At 62.8% G+C, this 17810-nt stretch carries 19 protein-coding genes; 14 read left to right on the top strand and 5 right to left on the bottom strand.

Annotated elements, in window-relative coordinates; all coding sequences use genetic code 11:
• The first annotated feature begins 8 nt into the window (after positions 1-8).
• The 10 genes from IPI56_00730 to IPI56_00685 all read left to right on the top strand — a co-directional run bounded on the left by IPI56_00730 (position 9) and on the right by IPI56_00685 (position 9487).
• Complete coding sequence (locus IPI56_00730) at positions 9-455, top strand: prepilin-type N-terminal cleavage/methylation domain-containing protein (GenBank protein MBK7544266.1); 447 nt, start codon at positions 9-11, stop codon at positions 453-455.
• Between the two features lie 49 nt (positions 456-504).
• Positions 505-1800 carry a serine--tRNA ligase gene (gene serS / locus IPI56_00725; GenBank protein MBK7544265.1) on the top strand — a complete coding sequence of 432 codons (1296 nt, stop codon included), beginning with the start codon at positions 505-507 and terminating at the stop codon, positions 1798-1800.
• Positions 1801-1814: 14 nt separating this feature from the next.
• The gene (locus IPI56_00720) at positions 1815-2357 is read left to right on the top strand and encodes a hypothetical protein (protein MBK7544264.1); all 543 of its coding nucleotides are present in this window, start codon (positions 1815-1817) and stop codon (positions 2355-2357) included.
• Positions 2354-3658, top strand: coding sequence for a DUF3131 domain-containing protein (locus IPI56_00715; protein MBK7544263.1), 1305 nt, complete (start codon positions 2354-2356; stop codon positions 3656-3658). The genes IPI56_00720 and IPI56_00715 overlap by 4 nt, the downstream gene beginning before the upstream one ends.
• A 118-nt stretch (positions 3659-3776) precedes the next feature.
• Positions 3777-4376: a hypothetical protein gene (locus IPI56_00710; GenBank protein ID MBK7544262.1), complete on the top strand. Its 600-nt coding sequence runs from the start codon at positions 3777-3779 to the stop codon at positions 4374-4376.
• Positions 4377-4408: 32 nt separating this feature from the next.
• The gene (locus IPI56_00705) at positions 4409-5626 is read left to right on the top strand and encodes a DEAD/DEAH box helicase (GenBank protein ID MBK7544261.1); all 1218 of its coding nucleotides are present in this window, start codon (positions 4409-4411) and stop codon (positions 5624-5626) included.
• A 254-nt stretch (positions 5627-5880) separates the two neighbouring features.
• Positions 5881-7716: a Flp pilus assembly complex ATPase component TadA gene (gene tadA, locus IPI56_00700; protein ID MBK7544260.1), complete on the top strand. Its 1836-nt coding sequence runs from the start codon at positions 5881-5883 to the stop codon at positions 7714-7716.
• A gap of 49 nt (positions 7717-7765) precedes the next feature.
• A complete protein-coding gene (gmk, locus tag IPI56_00695) occupies positions 7766-8398 on the top strand; it encodes a guanylate kinase (protein ID MBK7544259.1) in 633 nt (210 codons plus the stop codon).
• A gap of 4 nt (positions 8399-8402) precedes the next feature.
• Positions 8403-9068 carry a Crp/Fnr family transcriptional regulator gene (locus IPI56_00690; protein MBK7544258.1) on the top strand — a complete coding sequence of 222 codons (666 nt, stop codon included), beginning with the start codon at positions 8403-8405 and terminating at the stop codon, positions 9066-9068.
• Between the two features lie 8 nt (positions 9069-9076).
• Positions 9077-9487 carry a 6-carboxytetrahydropterin synthase gene (locus tag IPI56_00685; GenBank protein MBK7544257.1) on the top strand — a complete coding sequence of 137 codons (411 nt, stop codon included), beginning with the start codon at positions 9077-9079 and terminating at the stop codon, positions 9485-9487.
• On the opposite strand, the gene IPI56_00680 is transcribed toward IPI56_00685, so the two are convergent.
• The 4 genes from IPI56_00680 to IPI56_00665 are packed head-to-tail and all read right to left on the bottom strand — an operon-like array spanning position 9466 to position 12470.
• Positions 9466-9804: a dihydroneopterin aldolase gene (locus IPI56_00680; protein MBK7544256.1), complete on the bottom strand. Its 339-nt coding sequence runs from the start codon at positions 9802-9804 to the stop codon at positions 9466-9468. The two genes, IPI56_00685 and IPI56_00680, sit on opposite strands and share 22 nt — an antisense overlap.
• A gap of 10 nt (positions 9805-9814) precedes the next feature.
• Positions 9815-10405, bottom strand: a complete 591-nt coding sequence (locus IPI56_00675; GenBank protein MBK7544255.1) for a DUF4202 domain-containing protein — start codon at positions 10403-10405, stop codon at positions 9815-9817.
• Positions 10402-11259 carry a hypothetical protein gene (locus tag IPI56_00670; GenBank protein ID MBK7544254.1) on the bottom strand — a complete coding sequence of 286 codons (858 nt, stop codon included), beginning with the start codon at positions 11257-11259 and terminating at the stop codon, positions 10402-10404. The genes IPI56_00675 and IPI56_00670 overlap by 4 nt, the downstream gene beginning before the upstream one ends.
• The gene (locus tag IPI56_00665; GenBank protein ID MBK7544253.1) at positions 11256-12470 is read right to left on the bottom strand and encodes a tetratricopeptide repeat protein; all 1215 of its coding nucleotides are present in this window, start codon (positions 12468-12470) and stop codon (positions 11256-11258) included. Before IPI56_00665 ends, IPI56_00670 begins: the two co-directional genes overlap by 4 nt.
• Before the next feature lie 121 nt (positions 12471-12591).
• On the opposite strand from IPI56_00665, the gene mnmG reads away from it, so the two are divergent.
• Genes mnmG through IPI56_00645 form a run of 4 tightly spaced genes read left to right on the top strand, consistent with a single transcriptional unit; the run spans position 12592 to position 17424 of the window.
• Entirely contained in the window at positions 12592-14406 is a 1815-nt protein-coding gene (gene mnmG, locus IPI56_00660; protein MBK7544252.1) for a tRNA uridine-5-carboxymethylaminomethyl(34) synthesis enzyme MnmG, read from the top strand.
• The gene (locus IPI56_00655; GenBank protein ID MBK7544251.1) at positions 14403-15125 is read left to right on the top strand and encodes a 16S rRNA (guanine(527)-N(7))-methyltransferase RsmG; all 723 of its coding nucleotides are present in this window, start codon (positions 14403-14405) and stop codon (positions 15123-15125) included. The genes mnmG and IPI56_00655 overlap by 4 nt, the downstream gene beginning before the upstream one ends.
• Complete coding sequence (locus IPI56_00650; GenBank protein ID MBK7544250.1) at positions 15122-16753, top strand: tetratricopeptide repeat protein; 1632 nt, start codon at positions 15122-15124, stop codon at positions 16751-16753. The genes IPI56_00655 and IPI56_00650 overlap by 4 nt, the downstream gene beginning before the upstream one ends.
• Positions 16750-17424 carry a rhomboid family intramembrane serine protease gene (locus IPI56_00645; protein MBK7544249.1) on the top strand — a complete coding sequence of 225 codons (675 nt, stop codon included), beginning with the start codon at positions 16750-16752 and terminating at the stop codon, positions 17422-17424. The genes IPI56_00650 and IPI56_00645 overlap by 4 nt, the downstream gene beginning before the upstream one ends.
• Here IPI56_00645 and IPI56_00640 read toward each other — a convergent pair.
• Positions 17383-17766, bottom strand: coding sequence for a hypothetical protein (locus tag IPI56_00640; GenBank protein ID MBK7544248.1), 384 nt, complete (start codon positions 17764-17766; stop codon positions 17383-17385). The genes IPI56_00645 and IPI56_00640 overlap by 42 nt on opposite strands.
• Positions 17767-17810 lie beyond the last annotated feature (44 nt).

Genomic DNA, 17810 nt, shown 5'->3' with positions numbered 1-17810 from the left:
TTGGCCGGATGACACAAACCAGACCGGGAGGAACCTTGAAAAAAGCCGAATCAAGAGGACGTGGGTTCACATTGATCGAACTGATGATTGTCGTGGCCATCATCGGGCTTTTGGCCGCGATCGCCATTCCCAAATTCGGCGGTATGTTGGTCCGGTCCAAGGAAGCGAAGGCGAAAGCGCGACTGGGGTCCCTGCGGAGCGCGCTCAACATTTATTACTCGGATTGCGAGGGCATTTTCCCCGCAACGGTAACCGGCGTTGTTCCCCGCTACATCGAACAGGTCCCCGAAATTGAGATTCCCGCCCCGGTCAACCACGGCGGCAGCAACGTTGCCCGATCGACGTTGGACGATTGGGCGTCCAACGAAGCCTATGTCTACAACTCCGCCTCGGGCGTGTTGTTCATCAATTGCTCGCACGTCGATTCAAAGGGCAGCACCTGGTCGACGTTTTAATCCCTTTCCCCGCGGTGGGGCCCCGTCGTTGATTTGATAGAATCCCCCCATGTTGGATCTCAAATTTCTCCGGCAAAACACCGACGAAGCGCGGCGCGGCCTTTCCGGCCGATCGCCACGCTACGCCCAGGCGCTGGACGCGCTGTTGGCGGCGGACGCCGATTGGCGCGCCGCCCAGGCGGAGGTGGAACCCCTGCGGGCCCGCCGGAACAGGGCGGCGGACGAGGTGGGGCGGTTAAAACGCGAAAAGGGCGACGCGACGGCTCTGCTCAAGGAGATGGAGGAGCTGAAAGGACGCCTCAAAGCCGCGGAGGACAAGGTCGCCGCCCTGGAGCTGCGGGTGCAGGAACAGCTTTTGGAGATTCCGAACCTGCCGCATTCTTCCGTGCCGGCCGGAGCGGACGCGACGGCCAACCGGGAGATTCGTCGGGTCGGCGCGCCCCCCGCGTTTGATTTCAAACCCCGGGACCACCAAACGCTCGGGGAAACCCTGGGGCTTTTTGATTTCGCCCGCGCGGCCAAACTCTCCGGAGCGCGGTTCGCCCTGCTCACGGGCGTGGGCGCGAAATTGGAACGGGCGCTGATCAATTTCATGCTGGACCTCCACGCCGCGCACGGCTACACCGAAGTGTTCCCCCCCTTTCTGGTCACCCGCCAGACCATGACCGGCACCGGGCAGTTGCCCAAATTCGCCGAAGAGCTTTACGCCCTTCCGGCCGACGATTTGTTCCTGATCCCCACCGCCGAAGTGCCGTTGACCAACCTCTACCGGGACGAGGTCCTCGAGGCCGACCGCCTGCCCAAAGCGCTCTGCGCGCACACGGCCTGTTTCCGTCGCGAAGCCGGCAGTTACGGCAAAGACACCCGGGGCCTCATTCGGAACCATCAATTCAACAAAGTCGAGCTCGTCCGCTTTGTCCGGCCGGAGGACACCTTGTCGGAACTCGAAACGTTGACGGCCCACGCCGAAGCGGTTTTAAAAAAATTGGAACTTCCCTACCGGGTCATGGCGCTCTGCGCGGGGGACCTGGGTTTCTCCGCCGCCAAAACCTACGATCTCGAAGTGTGGTTGCCCGGGGAAGAAAACGGGCGCGGCGCCTACCGGGAGATTTCGTCTTGCTCCACGTTCACGGATTTTCAAGCGCGGCGCATCGGGGTCCGGTACAAAGCCGCCGACGGCGCGCGGGGGCTTGTCCACACGCTGAACGGGTCGGGCGTGGCGGTCGGGCGGACCGTGGCGGCGATTTTGGAAAATTATCAAAGGGCGGACGGCACCATCGACGTGCCCGCCGCTTTGCGGCCTTATCTCGGTCGGGACCGATTGGACGATTGTCCGGCCCTTTGACAGGAGGATTCCACATGTGGCCATCGTTGGTGAAGGGCGGGATCATGGGCGGGTTGGCGATGTTCCTGTGGGGCATGGTTTCCTGGACGTTGTTGCCGTGGCACGACGCCTCGTTTTTGCCGTTGAGTGACGAGAGCGCGGTGACCGCCGTTCTCGCCCAAAACGCCCCCCGCCGAGGCGTGTACGTGTTGCCGCGGGCGATGTTGAAGGATGGAAAGGGCGACGGTCCCCGGGCGTTTATCGCTTACGACGAACGGGCGCCCCAATCGATGGCGCGACCCATGGGGGGAAGCCTCCTCATCAATATTTTGGGCGCCCTGTGCTTGACTTGGCTCTTGATCCGAGTTCATTTGCCCTACGGTGGCCGGGTCTTGGCCGCCACGGCCGCGGGGGTATTTGCCGGGGTGGTGGCCGACCTGCCCGCTTGGAACTGGTGGGGGTTCTCGACGCCCTACACCATTGTTTCTTTTGTGGATCGCGTCCTCGGCGGTTTGGTGGCCGGTCTCGTCATCGCGTGGGTGATCGAAGACCGTCCCCTCGGCCGACCCCGGCCGTGAAGCGGGCGATCGCCTTTTTTCTGGCCGGCGGGCTGATGGTTTCGACGGCCGGGGCCGCCCCCCCCGATCGACGCCTGTCCGGATCCGATCGGCGCTACCTCTCCGGGGTTTACAAAGACACCTGGCGCTGTCTCGCCCATTTCGTCAGCCCCGCGACGGGGTTGCCCTACGATTCCAGCCGGCGACTTCCTTCCACTTCCACCACCAACATCGGTCTCTACATGGCCGCCGTCGCCGTGGCGGCCGAAACGCGCCTGATTCGTCGGGAGGAGGCCATCGAACGGTTGGAGCGCGCGCTCGCGGCCCTGGAGAAAATTGAAACCTTCCTCGGTGGTTTTCCGGTGACCTGGGTCCACGTCGACACGTTGCTCCCGACCGAGAATCAGTTTTCAACGGTCGACCACCTGTCCAATTTGTGCGGCGGGCTTTTGACGGTCAAGGGGCTTTTCCCCGAATTGGCCGCCCGGATCGACAAACGGCTTTTGCCCATGGAGTGGGGCCGGTTGTACGATGAAAACAAGGGGTGGTACCGGGGCGGTTGGCGGCGCGACGTCCAGGATTTTGATGTTCAGCAGAAAGGGTGGGAGTGGTATTACAGCTTCCTGGGGGCCGACACGCGCTTCGGGTATTTCCTCGGGACCGCGCGGCGTCTCGTCCCCGTCGAAGCCTGGATGGTGTTGAACGCGGGGCGGGAGACCCGGAACGGTCAGTCCTATTTCGTCCCCGGATGGCAAGGGGGCGGCCTTTTTATGCAGACGATTTCGGGGTTGTTCCTCGACGAGCGCGACACCGTTCTGGGACGGTCCGCCGCCGATTTTGCCTGGGCCCAAATCGTTCACGCGCGGAAAATCAAGGCCCCGGTGTGGGGGTGGTCGGCCTCGGAGAGCGCCGATGGAAGCGAATATTTGGGGTGGGACCGCATTTTGGACGCGGTGGTGACCCCGCACGCCGCGGGGTTGGCTTCGGTTTATTACCCGGCGCGGGCGGCCGCCAATCTGCGGGCCCTCGAGAAAATGGGGGGACGGTCTCCCTGGCGGGGCGACGGCGGTCGACGGGATTTCGGTTTCCGCGACAGCGTGAATTGGCGGACCAAGGAAGCGGCGCCGCACTATCTGTGCCTGGACCAGGCCCTGTTGTTTTTGTCCCTGGCCAATTTGCTGCACGACGGCGTTGTTTGGCGGGCCGTCGCCAGCGATGGGTTGGTTCAGCGCGGGCTCAAAGAAATCCCGTTTTACGCGGAACGGGACGGCGCGCACCTCAAAATGTACGCCGAACGCGACCGCGGCGGCGGACGCGATTGACAAGGCGTGTGCGAGCCGCTATAGTTTCTCCAATGATTGGTCACACCGGTCGTGGCCTGGCTCTTTTTAACACCCCCCGCTCCGTCGGCGTCACGCGCCGACCGGGCGGGTTTTTTTTATGAGCCGGCTTTTTTTTAAATCCACCCCGCGGGCGCAGCCCCGAACCCGGGCGCGTCCCGTCACGGTCTCGGCGGTCTTGGCGGGGGTCGGAATTTTGACGGGGCTGGCGGTGTGGCGTGGCCCGGTCGACGCGTCGTTGGAAACGCGTTTCATCGCCCACCGCGCCGATTTCGAACGGCTGCGCGACATGATTTTGGGCGAACCCGTCGTGACCTCCGTGGGCGTGGACAACGTGGGCGATTACTGGCTTTTCGACGGCCGGTGGGTGGCCGCCGGCAACCGGTTCACGACCTTCGATCAAAGCGAAATGCTGGAAGCGACCGGCCTTTCCGAGGAGCGGCACCGCGATTACCTGTCCGCGCTGTCGGCGGCGCGGGCTTACCGGGTGTTGCGAAAACCCGCGGTCGGAACGGGACGCTGGGGACGCGTGGTGTTGTTCCCCCCGGCCCAGGGGACTTTTCCCCGCCGTGGCCCCACTTTCGTTTTCGCGGAAAAACCGCCCGAACCCCTTTTGTCCATGGACAAAGCGTCGCGGGCCCACGGCACCGCCTACGCCCGGTTGGCGGAGGGTTGGTACGCCGAGTTTTCCAACCGTTAGACCCCCAAAAATTGGATAATACGGCCACTCCTATGACATTTCACAATCTTTCTCTGCACGCCGACTTGCTTCGCGCCGTTGACGCCCTGGGTTGGACGGAGCCCACGCCCATTCAGCGGCAAGCCATCCCTCCCATATTGGAAGGGCGGGACGTGTTGGGCGCCGCCCAAACGGGCAGCGGAAAGACGGGCGCTTTTGCCCTTCCGATTTTGGACCATCTTCTGAGGCGGCCCGGCCGGGGCCCCCGGGTGTTGGTTCTCGTCCCCACGCGGGAGTTGGCCACCCAAGTGGACCAAACGTTTGTGGAGGCCAGCCGGTTCACGCCTTTCAAAGTCGCCACCATCATGGGCGGCGTGGGTTACGACCAACAGCGGCGCGCCGTGTCCAACGGGGCCGAGGTCCTGGTGGCGACCCCCGGTCGTTTGTTGGACCACTTGGAAAACCGGGCTTTCACCCTGGACTCGGTCGATCACCTTGTTCTGGACGAGGCGGACCGCATGTTGGACATGGGCTTTCTCCCCGACATCAAAGCCATCGTCCACCGGGTTCCCAAAAATCGTCAAACGCTTTTGTTTTCCGCCACGTTGGTCCCCGAGGTGGAGCGCGTCGCCGCTTTCACGCTTGTCGATCCGGTCCGCGTGGAGGTGGCGCGTCCCGCCACGGTGGCCGAGGGCATCAGCCAAGTTCTTTACCCGATCGTGCAGGAACAGAAGGCGGATTTGCTCTTGGCCCTGTTGCGGACCACCGAAATGCGATCCGTTTTGGTTTTCACCCGCACCAAGGACCGCGCCGACCGCGTGGCGGCGAAACTGGAAGGGGAAGGTTTTCGGGCCGAGATCCTCCATTCCAACCGCACCCAATCCGAGCGCACCCAGGCCATGGAGAATTTCCGCCACGCGCGATCTCAAATCCTTGTGGCGACCGATATCGCCGCTCGGGGCATCGATATCAAGGGCATTTCCCACGTCATCAATTACGATGTGCCCCAACACCCCGAGGATTACGTCCACCGGGTGGGCCGCACCGCCCGGGCCTACGGCGTGGGCGACGCCATCACGCTCATGGACCCTCTGGAACAGATCCACGTAACGGACATTGAACGGTTCACCGGCCTGATTTTTCCGCGGGCCATGCTGCCCAATTTCGCCTATAAGGTGACTCCCAAACTCCAAGCCCCGACCGTCACACGGACGGCCTGGGACAGGGTCTGGAGCCGCGGCCACACCAGCGCCTTCCGGCGCCGTCGTTAAGGCCCCCTCCGAAATTCCCGGCCCGCGTCGCCTTTCCCTGGGCGCCGATGGCATGCGTTTTCGGCCCCCATCCGGACCCCCGGTATCCGGTCATTTCAAAGAGCGGCGTTTCGGCCCAACGCCGCAACCCCCTCAAACTATTGAAATCGCAAAACCCCGGGGTTATACTCAAACCGAGGAGCCGCCCCAAGAAGGGGCCCGCGACAAAGCCCCCCGCGGGAGGCCTTGTCGCAAGAGGAGACGACAACACTCTCATGGCACAACGCGCGTCCAGCAACCGGAAAACGATAAAAGACATCCTGGCCGGTCAGAATTTGATATCCCCCGTGGACATGGCCAAGGCCGAGGCCGAAGCGGAAAAAACAAAACGGCCCCTCCAGCAAGTGGTTGTGGATTTAGGTTTTGTGGACAAACTCAGCGTGTTGCAGGCCATCGCCGCCGAATGGGAAGTCCAGCCGGTTCTGTTTGACGATGTCGTGGTGGACGGCCGGGTCGCCAAGCTGATCAGCGACGCCATGGCGCGAAAACACAATGTTTTGCCTTTTTTGCGGGAGGACGGCATCATCCTTCTTGCCATGGCGGACCCCCGCGACCCCCTCCTTTTGGAAGACGTTCGGGCCAAGACCGGTGAGGAGGTCCGCCCCTTTTTGGCCATGCCCGGGGACATTGAAAAGGAACTGGACCGAATCTACGGCACGGCCCTCGACCACGACGAGGCGGGCGGCGGGGAAGGGGACGGCCACGACGCCGTGGAGCGGAAAACCCAGGAAATGTTGGGCGACCTCCTGGACGGTGTCGATGACATCGACGAGCTGACAAAGAAAACCGACCTCATGGAGGTCGACGCCTCCGCGCCCGAAGTCGAGCGCATCGTCAACGCCATCATCTTGGCCGCCATGCAAATCAAGGCGTCCGATATCCACATCGAACCCTTTGAAGATCCCGCCGGCAAAAAGAACCGCATCGTCGTCCGTTTCCGCGTGGATGGATTTTTGAAGGAGGCCCCTTTTCGGATCCCCTGGAGCTACCGGAACGCCATCATCGCCAAAATCAAGATATTGACCGCTTCGATGAACTTGACCGAACGGCGCATTCCCCAATCGGGACGGATCGAGGTGATGGCCAAGGGGCGGCCCATCGAATTCCGCGTTGAAACCATTCCGACCGTTTACGGGGAATCCGCCAGTTTGCGGCTTCTCGACCGCAAATCCGTTCAGGTGGACATTCACAAACTGGGTTTTTTGGACGACATCCTCGAACGCTTGCTGGACCAGCTCAAGGGCATCGGCGGGAAAAAGAACTACGGCATGATCCTGGTCACCGGACCGACGGGCTCGGGGAAAACCACCACCCTGTACGCCTGTTTGAACCACGTGAACCGGCCCGACATCCGGGTCATCACCGCCGAAAACCCCGTCGAGTACAACATCGACGGGATCATCCAAGTCGCGGTTAACCCGGACATCACGCTGGCCAAGGACCGGGTCTTCAATTTCGCCACGGCCCTGCGGTCTTTCCTGCGGTTGGACCCCGACGTCATCATGGTGGGCGAGGTGCGCGACAAAGAAACCGCGACCATCGCCATGGAGGCGGCCATGACCGGCCACTTGGTGCTGTCCACCATCCACACCAACGACGCGGCCTCGACGGTGTCGCGGTTGGCCGAAATGGGCCCCCCCGCCTACCTCGTGGCCAGCACGTTGAAATGTGTGTTGGCGCAACGCCTGTGCCGGCTGATTTGCCCGGATTGCAAGGCGCCCGCGCCGCTGACCGCCGATGAACGCGAGATTTTCCGGCTGAATGGATTTGAATTGACCGAGGAAACAACGATTTACAAGGGCGCCGGTTGCAAGGCGTGCAGCGGCACCGGCCTTCGGGGACGGCTCGGCATACACGAGCTTTTGATTATGGATGAAACCGTCCGCCGGGTGGCCCTGTCGGACCTGACGGCGGACAGTATTCGCAACGCCGCTATTTACCATTCGCCCCAACGCATGCGAACCATGGTGCAAGACGGTCTCATCAAGGTCCTTCAGGGCCTCACCACCATTAACGAGGTGTTGGGCGTGTCCACCGAAAAGGCCAGCTGAGGGCTTGTTTGACGCCCCCTTCCCTGCGGGGTATAATGGGGACCTTCCTATGAACGAATCCAACACAGGGATTCTGGTGGTCATTTCCGCGCCCTTGGGCGTCGGGAAGACCACCCTGTGCCGGGCCCTTTTGGACCGCCACCCCGAGGCCCAGTTGGGCGTTTCCTGCACCAGCCGTCCCCCCCGCCCCCGGGAAGTCGACGGCCACGATTTTTATTTCATTTCCGCGGAAGAGTTTCGCCGCCGGGCGCGCGCCGGGGATTTTTTGGAGTGGGTGAACATCGGCGGCCATCTTTTTGGCACGCCCAAGAAACCGGTCTTGGACCATCTCCAGACGGGGCGCGACGTGATTTTAAACCTCGATGTGCGCGGCGCGGCGTCGGTCAAGGAATCTTATCCGGAGGCCGTGAGCGTTTTCGTCTTTCCCCCGACCTGGTCCGCCCTGGCGGACCGCTTGTCCAAACAAGGGACCGGGTGGGACAACGGTCCGGTGGCGGAACACCTCAACGCGGCGCGGCGCGACGCCAAAGCCGCCGACAAGAGCGACTATTTTGTCGTCAACGAAGAAATGGTGAACGCCGCCGAGGATCTCTCCGCGATTCTCCGCGCCGAACGTCGGCGCGCGAACCACGCGCGCGGCGACCTCGCGCGGTTTCTCAAAAGTCCTTTCCCCACGGTTTGATGACATGACCGTCTTGAAATTCCTTTCCGAGACATCCCCTTTTAATGTTCTCCCCCCGGAGGCCCAGCAGGATTTGGTCGAATTGGGCCAGGTGCGGTCCGTTTCAAAAGGCGCGCGGGTTTACGCGGAGGGGGAGCTCGCGGGGCTGACCTATGTGGTGATGGCGGGCCAGGTGCAGATCACCCGGGCCTCCTCAGAGGGGAAACCGTTGACGATCGAGATCCTGAAGGCCGGGGAGATGTTCGGTTGCGTGGGCTGCGCGGCGGTCGGCCACTACCCTTGCGAAGCCGTGGCGGGTTCGGCGGCGGAGATCCTTGTGTTCCCCATGGGGCACATCCGCAATCTGTTGGAAAAGAATTTGGCTTTCGGGCGCGCCCTTTTTTATGACATGAGCCGGCGAATGCGGGAGGCGCAATCCTTTCGGACCCTCGGGGCGGAAACGGTGGAGAAGCGCATCGCCGGCGTGTTGCTCTGGCTGGTGGGGAAATTCGGGTCCGACCTGCCTTTCACCCGGCAATCGATCGCCGAAATGGCGAACACGACGCCCGAATCCGCCATCCGCACGCTCATCGATTTCCGTCGGCGGGGCCTCATCGTGACCGGATGGAAGCGGATCGCCATGCGCAATTCCAAAGGGTTGCGCGAATTGCTCGAAGGCGTCGCCGCCTAACCCTCTCCATGTATTCCGTCGTCCGCGAAATCCATTTTTCCTATGGCCACCGCTTGATGGACTACGCGGGACCCTGCCGCCACCCCCACGGCCACAACGGGCGGGTCGAGGTCGAGTTGTCGCGGGCGCGCCTCAACCGGCTCGGCATGGTCATGGATTTCGATGAGATAAAAAAACGGCTTCAAACGTGGGTTGACGGTCATCTGGACCACCGGATGATCTTGCGGCGCGATGACCCGCTGGTCGGTGTCTTAAAGGAAATGCACGAACCTCTTTATTTGTTGACGGAAAATCCGACGGCGGAAGCCATCGCCCGGGAAATATTCCGCGTGGCGGCCGCCCAGGGTTTGCCGGTGACGCGGGTCACCTTCTGGGAGACCGAGAGGTCCCAGGCGACCTACCGCGCCGCGGCGCGGTAGGTCGCCACCTCGGCAAGCCGGATCCCGGGAAGCGCCCGTTTGCGGGCTTTGACGCTGACGGCGCGCGCCGGCGTTCGTTCCAAAACCCAACGGGCCGTCTCTTCCGCGACGGCTTCGAGCGGGCGGCGGGTTTTCTTCGGGAGGGCGCGCCGCGGTCTCTCCACCACACCCGCGTCATCGATGGAACGCGTCAAATCCTCCGAGCGGCCGGCGGCGGCGAAATCCCCCTCCAGGCGGACGTCCAACTCCACCCGCTGGGGGAAGGCCCGTTCCGTCGCGGCGCAACCCACCTTGAGCCACACCTCCACGTCCACCACGTTAATCGCGTCAAGCGGAATCCTCCCGGCGAAATGTTTCCAAGAGTGTCTTGAGATCCGATGCCAGCGGCAAAGCCAGCGCGCGTGCCCGCCCTTCGGGGCTCATTTTTTTCCAGGTTTTCCGAAGGGCGCTTTCCATCTTGTCCCCGGGCAATTTGGCGCGCAAAACGTCCGGGGGGGTTTCCAAAAACAACAGACACAGAGCGTCCTCCAACGTGACCCCTTCGGGATCCCCCGCCCGGTGGGCGGCTTTGGTGATCAAATGGATAACGCGGCGCGCGTCTTCCTCGCTGTAGTCGTTTTCCCTCATGAGCCCCGAGACCCGGTCGGCGTGGAACCGTTTGAGGTTTTCGCGCCAGCGCAAATAACCGCCCCGGTCCCTGGGTTCGGAGTCGCGGGGCGAGAGCCAGCGTTCAATGTGTTGGCCCCGCGCGGCGATGCGCAACGTTTCGGACGCGTTCGGGGCCAGGCGGAGGGTCCAGGCGGACAAACGGTCCGCGTAGGCCAATTCCACCGGCCGTCCCTCCGGGTCACGGCGGGGATCCCGCGCGTTCGCCGCGTCGATGGCCGCGAGCACCCGGCCCAGGCGGTCCGTCGTCAAAGGAAGCGGACCCCCCGAACGACCACGCGGCCGCGGCCCCCTTGGTCGCCGCTTTTCTTCGACACAGCGAAATAGATCTGCCGGACCCGCTTCCAGTCCATTTTCGGATCGCCGCCCCACAAATACGTCAGGTCGGTCAGGGGCAGGTCCACCACCGTCAAGGCGGCGCGTCCGCTGGCGCGGGGCCAATCGATCCCGACGTTGGTTCCGTCGGAATCGACGATCTTGAGTTCGAACGTGTTGGCCCCGCCGTTGCCGTTAAAGACGAATTGAACCCGTTTGAATTTTGACAGGTCCTGCTTGAGGTCGACGAAAGATTGCACCCATTGACCTTCGGCCAGATCGTAATCCAGCCGCAGGGCGGCGTCCGACCCCGCGGGCGTCACGGCCGCCGTCAGACGGCCGTTGCGGTCCGCGAGCGTGCGGAATTTGAAGCCGGCGGAAAACAATTCAAACCGGGGCCCCTTCGGTTCGGCGACGGGGGCCGGTTTCTTGGAGTCCGGGAGCGGCGTCGGTTTTTTAGTGGGGGGCGGCGGAGGCGCCGGTGTTTCTTCCTCATCCTCCGGAAGAAACGGTTTTCCCGTTTCGGGCGCGGGGGCCGGTTCTTCGACCGGCGCGGGCGCTTCGTAAGGAGCGGGGATTTCGGCGCGCGGGGGTTCCGACACGCCCGGTAGGGCGGTCAAACGGCGCCACTGGAGGGTGGTGACGACCAAGGCCGCGATCCCTCCCGAAAAAAGGGCGACGTTCAGGACAAACGAAACGACGTCCCGTCGACGGCGGAACGACAGGAGGGTTCGCTTTCGGCGGGCCAAAAGGGGTTTCGGTGTGGGTGTGTCATCGGGCGTGAGTGTCATAAGGCGGTTCCTTTCTTTTGAATTGCCGGAGGGCGCCGCGCGGTTTCGGCTTCCTCCAAACGGTCCTGGGCTTCCAAGCACACGGCGGCGTTTTCCCGGGCCGCCCGGGCGGCGGGGTGGTCGGGGCCGAAAACGCGTTCGTGGGTGCGGACCAATTCCCCCAAAAGCCGATCGGCTTCGTCGTAAACCCCCCGGTCGTAATAGAGATGCGCCAAGCCGTTGAGCGCGCGCAAAAGGGCCGGCGCGTCCGGTCCGTGGCATCGGGCAAAAAGCGTTCGCGCTTTCTGGTAGGCCCGCTCCGCGTCCACAAAATGTTTCGCCGCGGCCCACCCGTCGGCCCGCGCGGCCCAGGATTCGGCCGCGTCCGGATGCTCCGGGCCCAGCGCGTTTTCGCGGATCGACACCGAGCGTTTGAAGGCGGCGTCGGCTTTTCGAAAGCGGCCTTCCTCCGCGTGGGCCCGCCCGATGAACAGCCAGTCGCGCCCGACGGAGAGCCCTCCCGAGCCTTCGGTTTTTTCATGGGCTTCGAGCGCTTGCCGATAGTAATCCAGCGCCGAACGAAAGCGGCCGGCCGCCCGTTCCAGATGACCGCGACGGGCCCAAACGTTTCCCCGTTCGCCGATGCCTTCCGGTCCTTTTTCCGCCAAACGGTCCGCGCGTTCGTAATGGTCGACGGCCGCCTCGGGGCGGCCCAGGGCCCACGCCGCCTCGCCCCACGCCAGCTGGAACCGGATTAGGGCGCTGTGGACGTCTCCGAACACAATGCGCGCGATTTTTTGCGAGCGCGCCAAGTGCGCTTCCCCCTCGGCCAATTTGTTTCGGACCGCCGCGATTTGGGCCAAGGCGACCAAATCCTGGGCGATCGCCACGCTGTTTTGAACGGCGTCCCTCTCGTGAATTTTGAGCGCCAACGTCCGCACCGCTTCGGCCTCCGCCAGGCGTCCCGTGATCTCGTAGGACCGCGCGAGCTCCGTCAACGGCAAAGCGAGCGTTTCGTGTTCCGGCCCGTAAATCTTTTCCTTGACGGACAGCGCCCGGACTTGCAGAGGCTCGGCTTCCCGATAACGCCCGCGCTGAATGTAAAACGACGCCAGGGATTCGAGCGCGTCCAAACGGCGGTGATTGAGCCGGCCCAGGCGTTCCGCGGCCTGAACGGCGTCTTTCAGCCGGGTTTCCACGGCGGCCGGCGTTTCGCTGGTGGATTTTGACATTTGAAAACTTTATTTTACCACACTTGCGCGGTCTCCGGGGTTTCTGATGACGGGTGGTGCCCGCGCGGGCGGCGAAGCCGCGGGCCGGTCCCCGCGTGATATAATACGGCGGCAAAACGCCATGGAAACCCCGTCTTTAATTGTTGTCGGCGGCGGCCACGCCGCCATTGAAGCCGCCCTCGCCGCCGCGCGGCGCGGGGTGGCCACGTTGATGATCACGCAAAACGCCGGGAAAATCGGCCAAATGTCGTGCAATCCCGCCATCGGCGGCGTCGCCAAAGGCCAGGTGGTGCGGGAGATCGACGCCCTCGGGGGCGAGATGGCGCGGACCACGGACCGCGCCGGTCTGCAGTTCAAAATGCTCAATCGGGGCAAGGGCCCCGCCGTGTGGAGTCCCCGCGCGCAGTGTGATCGTTCCCTTTACCGGGAGTCCATGATCGCCACGGTCCGCGCCCAGCCCCATCTGACGGTTTTGGAAGACGAGGTGGACGCGGTGTTGACGGAAAACGGGCGCGTGTCGGGCGTGCTCACAACCCGGGGCGCGCGGGTCGCGGCCCGCGCCGTGGTGATTGCCGCGGGAACTTTTTTGCGCGGCTTGTTGCACACGGGCCCTCGACGGACGGACGGTGGGCGCGCGGGAGAACCCCCGGCGGCGCGGTTGTCGTCCTCTTTGGGAGCGCTGGGCTTTGAAATCGGCCGGCTCAAGACCGGGACGCCTCCCCGGCTGGACGGGGCCACGTTGAATTACGCGCGTTGCGAAATCGCGCCGGGGGACGATCCCCCCATCCCCTTCTCCCACGCGACCCCGGCGCTGACGCAAAAAATGCTCCCCTGTTGGTTGACCCGAACCACCGAGCGCACGCATCAAATCATCCGCGACAACCTCCACCGCTCGCCCCTTTACGCCGGGGCCATCACGGCCACGGGGCCGCGGTATTGCCCGTCCATTGAGGACAAGGTGGTCAAATTCGCCCACCACGCCTCCCACCACGTTTTTGTCGAACCGGAGGGGTACGCGACGACCGAGATTTACCCCAACGGGATTTCCACGAGTTTGCCGGAGGACGTCCAAGACGCGGTGGTGCGTTCCATCCCCGGGTTCGAGAACGCGCGCATCGTTCGCTACGGTTACGCGGTCGAATACGATTACTGTCCCCCGACCCAATTGAAATTGTCCTTGGAAACCAAGGGCGTGGACGGGCTGTTCTTCGCCGGCCAGATCAACGGCACGACGGGTTACGAGGAGGCGGCGGGTCAGGGGTTGATCGCCGGCCTCAACGCCGTGGCGTCTCTGCACGGCGAAGCGCCCCTCACGCTCGGGCGCGACGAAGCCTACATCGGCGTGATGATCGACGATCTGGTGACCAAGGGGATCGACGAGCCCTACCGGTTGATGACCTCCCGCGCCGAGCACCGTTTGGGACTTCGCTGGGACAACGCCGACCTGCGGTTGATCGACCACGGCCGGCGTCGCGGTTTGGTTTCGGCTGAAACCTACGATCGTTTTTGCCGGTTCCGCGAACGACTCTGGACAACGGCGCGGGCGGCATTGCCCAAGGACGCGGAATCCCCCTATTTCTCGCCCGTGCCCGCGGCGGTGACCGGTGAAGCCAATCCGGTGGGTCCGATCCCGATCGGCCTTTGGGACGACGGTACGGTGTTGCGGCAGGTGGGCGTTGAAAAAACCTATTGGGGGTATTTGAAACGTCAACGCCAAGACATCGCCAAGTTCCGTCGGATGGAGAGCCGCCAAATCCCCCCGGACTTGGACTACGACCGATTGACGGGCCTGCTCACCGAGGCGCGGCAAAAACTCAAACGCGTCCGTCCGTCCAACCTGGGCCAGGCGGCCCGCATCCCGGGCGTGAACCCCTCGGACGTGGGGGTGTTGTTGGTTCATCTCGCGCGGCGCCGCGGAGAGCCCTTCGCCGCTTGAATTCCTCGGCTCCCTCCCGGTGGGACGCGCTCGCGGACACGCTGGGCGGGCTGTCCCTTCCCGCCGATTTTTTCCCCCGCGCCGATCTTTACCTGGACGCGTTGGCGGCCGCCAACGCCGGGGTCAATTTGGTGTCCTTCGATCCGCTTCGCGACGGCCCCGCCCACGTGGCGGATTCCCTCCAGGCCCTGCGCGGGCTGCCCGGTCGCATTCGCACCGGGATTGACGTCGGAACCGGCGGAGGATTTCCCGGGATCCCCCTGGCGCTGGCCCTCCCCGAATGCCGGGTCGTTCTGTTGGACGGGATCCGAAAGAAACAGGCCGCGGTGAGCGGCTTGGCGGTCGCCGCGGGAGCCGGCAATGTCTCCGCTCTTTGGGGTCGGGCAGAGGAATTGGCGCGGGAAGGCGAACAAAGGGAAACCCACGATGTGGCGTTTTGCCGCGCCGTGGGACGATTGCCCGTGGTGTTGGAATTGACCTTGCCTTTTGTTCGGGTGGGCGGTCTTTGCCTATTGCACCGCGGCCTGGAGGCCCCCGGGGAGCTGGAGGCCGCGATTACGCATTTGGGGGATTTGGGCGCCCGATCGGGGGGCCTGATTGGGTATCGACTTCCCGGGACCGACCACGATCGATTCATTGTTTGCATTGAAAAAACAGATCAAATTGAAGATCGTTATCCAAGAAGGCCGGGAATTCCGGCCAAGAGGCCCCTCTGGTGAAAAGACGGCGGATCGAGTTGAACATCACGGTAGCGGCCGGTTTCATCACAATGGTGACGGCGGGCCTCTGGTTTTGGCAGCGGTCCTTGCCTTGGAATCAAGCCCGTCGCGCGCTCGACCGAGGCGAAGCCGGGGAGGCGGTGGAGATTTTAAACACCGCAATCGAACGCAAAAACTTTTCCCGAGATCGAGAAGAAGTCCTCCTGGTCTTGCGCGCCCGGGCTTTGTTTCTGAAGGGCGCCATCGAATTGGCGGAAAAGGATTTCCGAAGGCTTCAATCGGAATTCCCAAAGAATTTCGACGGCGCCCTTGGAATGGGCGTTATCAATTTGTTGCGTGATCGCCGAGCTTTCGCCCGGGATGACCTGGAGGCGGCGCGGGCGATTTCCCCCCATGACATGCGGCCTTACTTGCTGCTCGCCGGTGTCTATCGAGGTCTAGGGAATCCGGAGGGCCTCCTTCAGATTTTAAAAGCCGGTTGGGCTCGTTTTCCCAACGATCGTAGGCTGGCCCGGTTGCAGGCTGATTTCGATTTCGATCAAGGCAAGTACGCCTCCGCCTTGAAATTTTACAACCTGCTGTTGGCGATCGCGCCCGAAGACCGGGACCTGCGAGCTCGGATCGCCTTAACGAACCTTCACGCGGGCCATCACCGACGGGCCATGGACCTTTTGACGGAGATACGTCCGGCGAACCGGTTCGATTACCCCTTGGAATTGGCCCTGGGCCAAATTTTGAAAATCCAAGGGCGCCGGGCCGAGGCCTCGGCGGCCTTCGAATCCCTTTTCAACCGCAACAACGCCCACGTCGAGGCGGGACTCCTGTGGACAGAATGTTTGGCCGAGTCCGGCCGTTGGGTCGAGGCCGAGTCCGCGTTGGATCGTTTGGCGCCGCAGGTGATTCCGCTGACCTCGGAACTTTTTCAATCCCCCGAAACCTTGGACTTGTCCGGCGTCGAGCGTTTGGCTCTTCTTCGGTTTGTTGCTCTTCAGCAAAACGTGGGGTTGGTGGTGGCCCGGGGAAAATTGGCCACGCGTCGCGGGAAACACCAGGAGGCCGAACGGGCCTTTCGTCAGGCGTTGAGTTTGGAAGGCGATTCCTTTGAGGGGATTTTGGGCATGATGGAATTGGCGCGGCGGCGGGAAGACCCGGACGATCGGTTGCGCTGGGCGGACCGGTTGGTCTCCGCGTACCGGGAACATCCGGCGGCTCTGCTGGCCCGGGCCGAAGTGTACCTGGATTTGGGGCGCAACCCCGACGCGGCCGTGGACGCCCGCTTGACGGCGGACGCTTACCCGGAATTGTCTCGGGCCCAGGCGGTGTTGTCGCGCGCTTGGTTGTTGACGGGGAACGTCGAGGAGGCGCTGCACTCGGCGGAACGCGCCGTGGCGCTAAACGGGGGCGATTCCCGGGCGCATTTTGCCATGGCCGAAGCCTTGGCAAAATCGGGGGATCGTCGCCGGGCCGAAATTTCATTTAGCCGGGCCCTCGGTCTAGACCCTTATTGGGTGGCCCCGCGCATCCGTTTTGCCCGTTTCTTAACCGCGCAAGGGCGGTTTACCGAGGCCAATCAGCAGTTGACGGAAGCCGAACGCATTGAACACCGGCCGATTAAGAGAGGACCATGATCCCCATCCGCGACAACGTGGTCAGCCGCACCTTCCCCATCGTCAACATTCTTTTGGTCCTGGGGAATATCGGGGTATTCGCTTTGGAACTGCGGCAACCTTCCCCCCAGGCCCTGGAGCGTTTCTTCGGTAACTGGGCCCTGATACCGGCAGTGCTATTCAACGACCCCTGGTCCCACGGGGTTCGAGTGGTGACGTCCATGTTTTTACACGGCGGGTGGTCCCATTTGATCGGGAATATGATGTATCTCTGGATCTTCGGCGATAACGTGGAAGACCGCGTGGGGCATTTTCGGTATTTGATTTTTTATCTGATCGTCGGGGTGGCGGCGGGTTTGGCCCAGGCCTTTCTATTCCCCTCAAGCGCGGTGCCCATGGTGGGAGCATCGGGAGCCATCGCCGGTATTATGGGGGCCTATTTTGTTCTCTATCCCGGGTCCCGGGTGACAGCCATTATCCCCATTTTTGTTTTTCTGAAATTCGTCGAAATTCCGGCCCTCGTTTTTCTCGGCCTTTGGTTTGTTGTCCAGGCTTTTCAGGGTTATGGAGCCCTGTTGCACACGGCGGCCGGCGGGGCCCTGGGGGGTGGCGTGGCCTGGTGGGCCCACAGCGGCGGATTCATCGCCGGTTTAGTTCTTATTTTTTTCTTCCGACGGCCCCGACGCTATTGATGCGATCTTTTCGGACGAATGGAATGTTTTGTATTGGGTGAGCATGTCCATGAATCGGGCGAAGCTGTGGGGGTCCAGGGACTGGTGGGGCGTGGACAGAAGAAGGGGGATGAGGTTTTTTTTCAGGGATTCCCCGCGGCACATCCACTGAAAATAGTGGCGGCCGCCGTGGTGATAGGGCCCGTAAATTTTTGATCCGGGGACACGGTCGAAGATCCAGCGCAACAATGTTTCGTGTCGCGCGTGCATGCGGAGGGTGATGTGTGCTTGTTTCCCGTCCCCGCCGAAATGTCCTTCGCCAATCAGCAGCCCCAGTATAAGACCCTTTTCAAAGTCCGATATGCCATTTTCGATAGTTTCGGCCACGTTTCCCCCTGTTTCACCGT

The sequence above is a fragment of the Elusimicrobiota bacterium genome, from assembly GCA_016706425.1.
In the GTDB taxonomy this organism is placed as follows: domain Bacteria; phylum Elusimicrobiota; class Elusimicrobia; order FEN-1173; family FEN-1173; genus JADJJR01.
Note: the sequence above shows the minus strand (reverse complement) of the source record. Positions and strands in the feature narration are given on the sequence as shown.

What these genes read in the sequence shown, in the direction of transcription:
- IPI56_00730 (MBK7544266.1), top strand. Translation starts at nt 9, where the DNA reads ATGACACAAACCAGACCGGGAGGAACCTTGAAAAAAGCCGAATCAAGA.
- serS (MBK7544265.1), top strand. Translation starts at nt 505, where the DNA reads ATGTTGGATCTCAAATTTCTCCGGCAAAACACCGACGAAGCGCGGCGC.
- IPI56_00720 (MBK7544264.1), top strand. Translation starts at nt 1,815, where the DNA reads ATGTGGCCATCGTTGGTGAAGGGCGGGATCATGGGCGGGTTGGCGATG.
- IPI56_00710 (MBK7544262.1), top strand. Translation starts at nt 3,777, where the DNA reads ATGAGCCGGCTTTTTTTTAAATCCACCCCGCGGGCGCAGCCCCGAACC.
- IPI56_00705 (MBK7544261.1), top strand. Translation starts at nt 4,409, where the DNA reads ATGACATTTCACAATCTTTCTCTGCACGCCGACTTGCTTCGCGCCGTT.
- tadA (MBK7544260.1), top strand. Translation starts at nt 5,881, where the DNA reads ATGGCACAACGCGCGTCCAGCAACCGGAAAACGATAAAAGACATCCTG.
- gmk (MBK7544259.1), top strand. Translation starts at nt 7,766, where the DNA reads ATGAACGAATCCAACACAGGGATTCTGGTGGTCATTTCCGCGCCCTTG.
- IPI56_00690 (MBK7544258.1), top strand. Translation starts at nt 8,403, where the DNA reads ATGACCGTCTTGAAATTCCTTTCCGAGACATCCCCTTTTAATGTTCTC.
- IPI56_00685 (MBK7544257.1), top strand. Translation starts at nt 9,077, where the DNA reads ATGTATTCCGTCGTCCGCGAAATCCATTTTTCCTATGGCCACCGCTTG.
- IPI56_00670 (MBK7544254.1), bottom strand. Translation starts at nt 11,259, where the DNA reads ATGACACTCACGCCCGATGACACACCCACACCGAAACCCCTTTTGGCC.
- IPI56_00665 (MBK7544253.1), bottom strand. Translation starts at nt 12,470, where the DNA reads ATGTCAAAATCCACCAGCGAAACGCCGGCCGCCGTGGAAACCCGGCTG.
- mnmG (MBK7544252.1), top strand. Translation starts at nt 12,592, where the DNA reads ATGGAAACCCCGTCTTTAATTGTTGTCGGCGGCGGCCACGCCGCCATT.
- IPI56_00645 (MBK7544249.1), top strand. Translation starts at nt 16,750, where the DNA reads ATGATCCCCATCCGCGACAACGTGGTCAGCCGCACCTTCCCCATCGTC.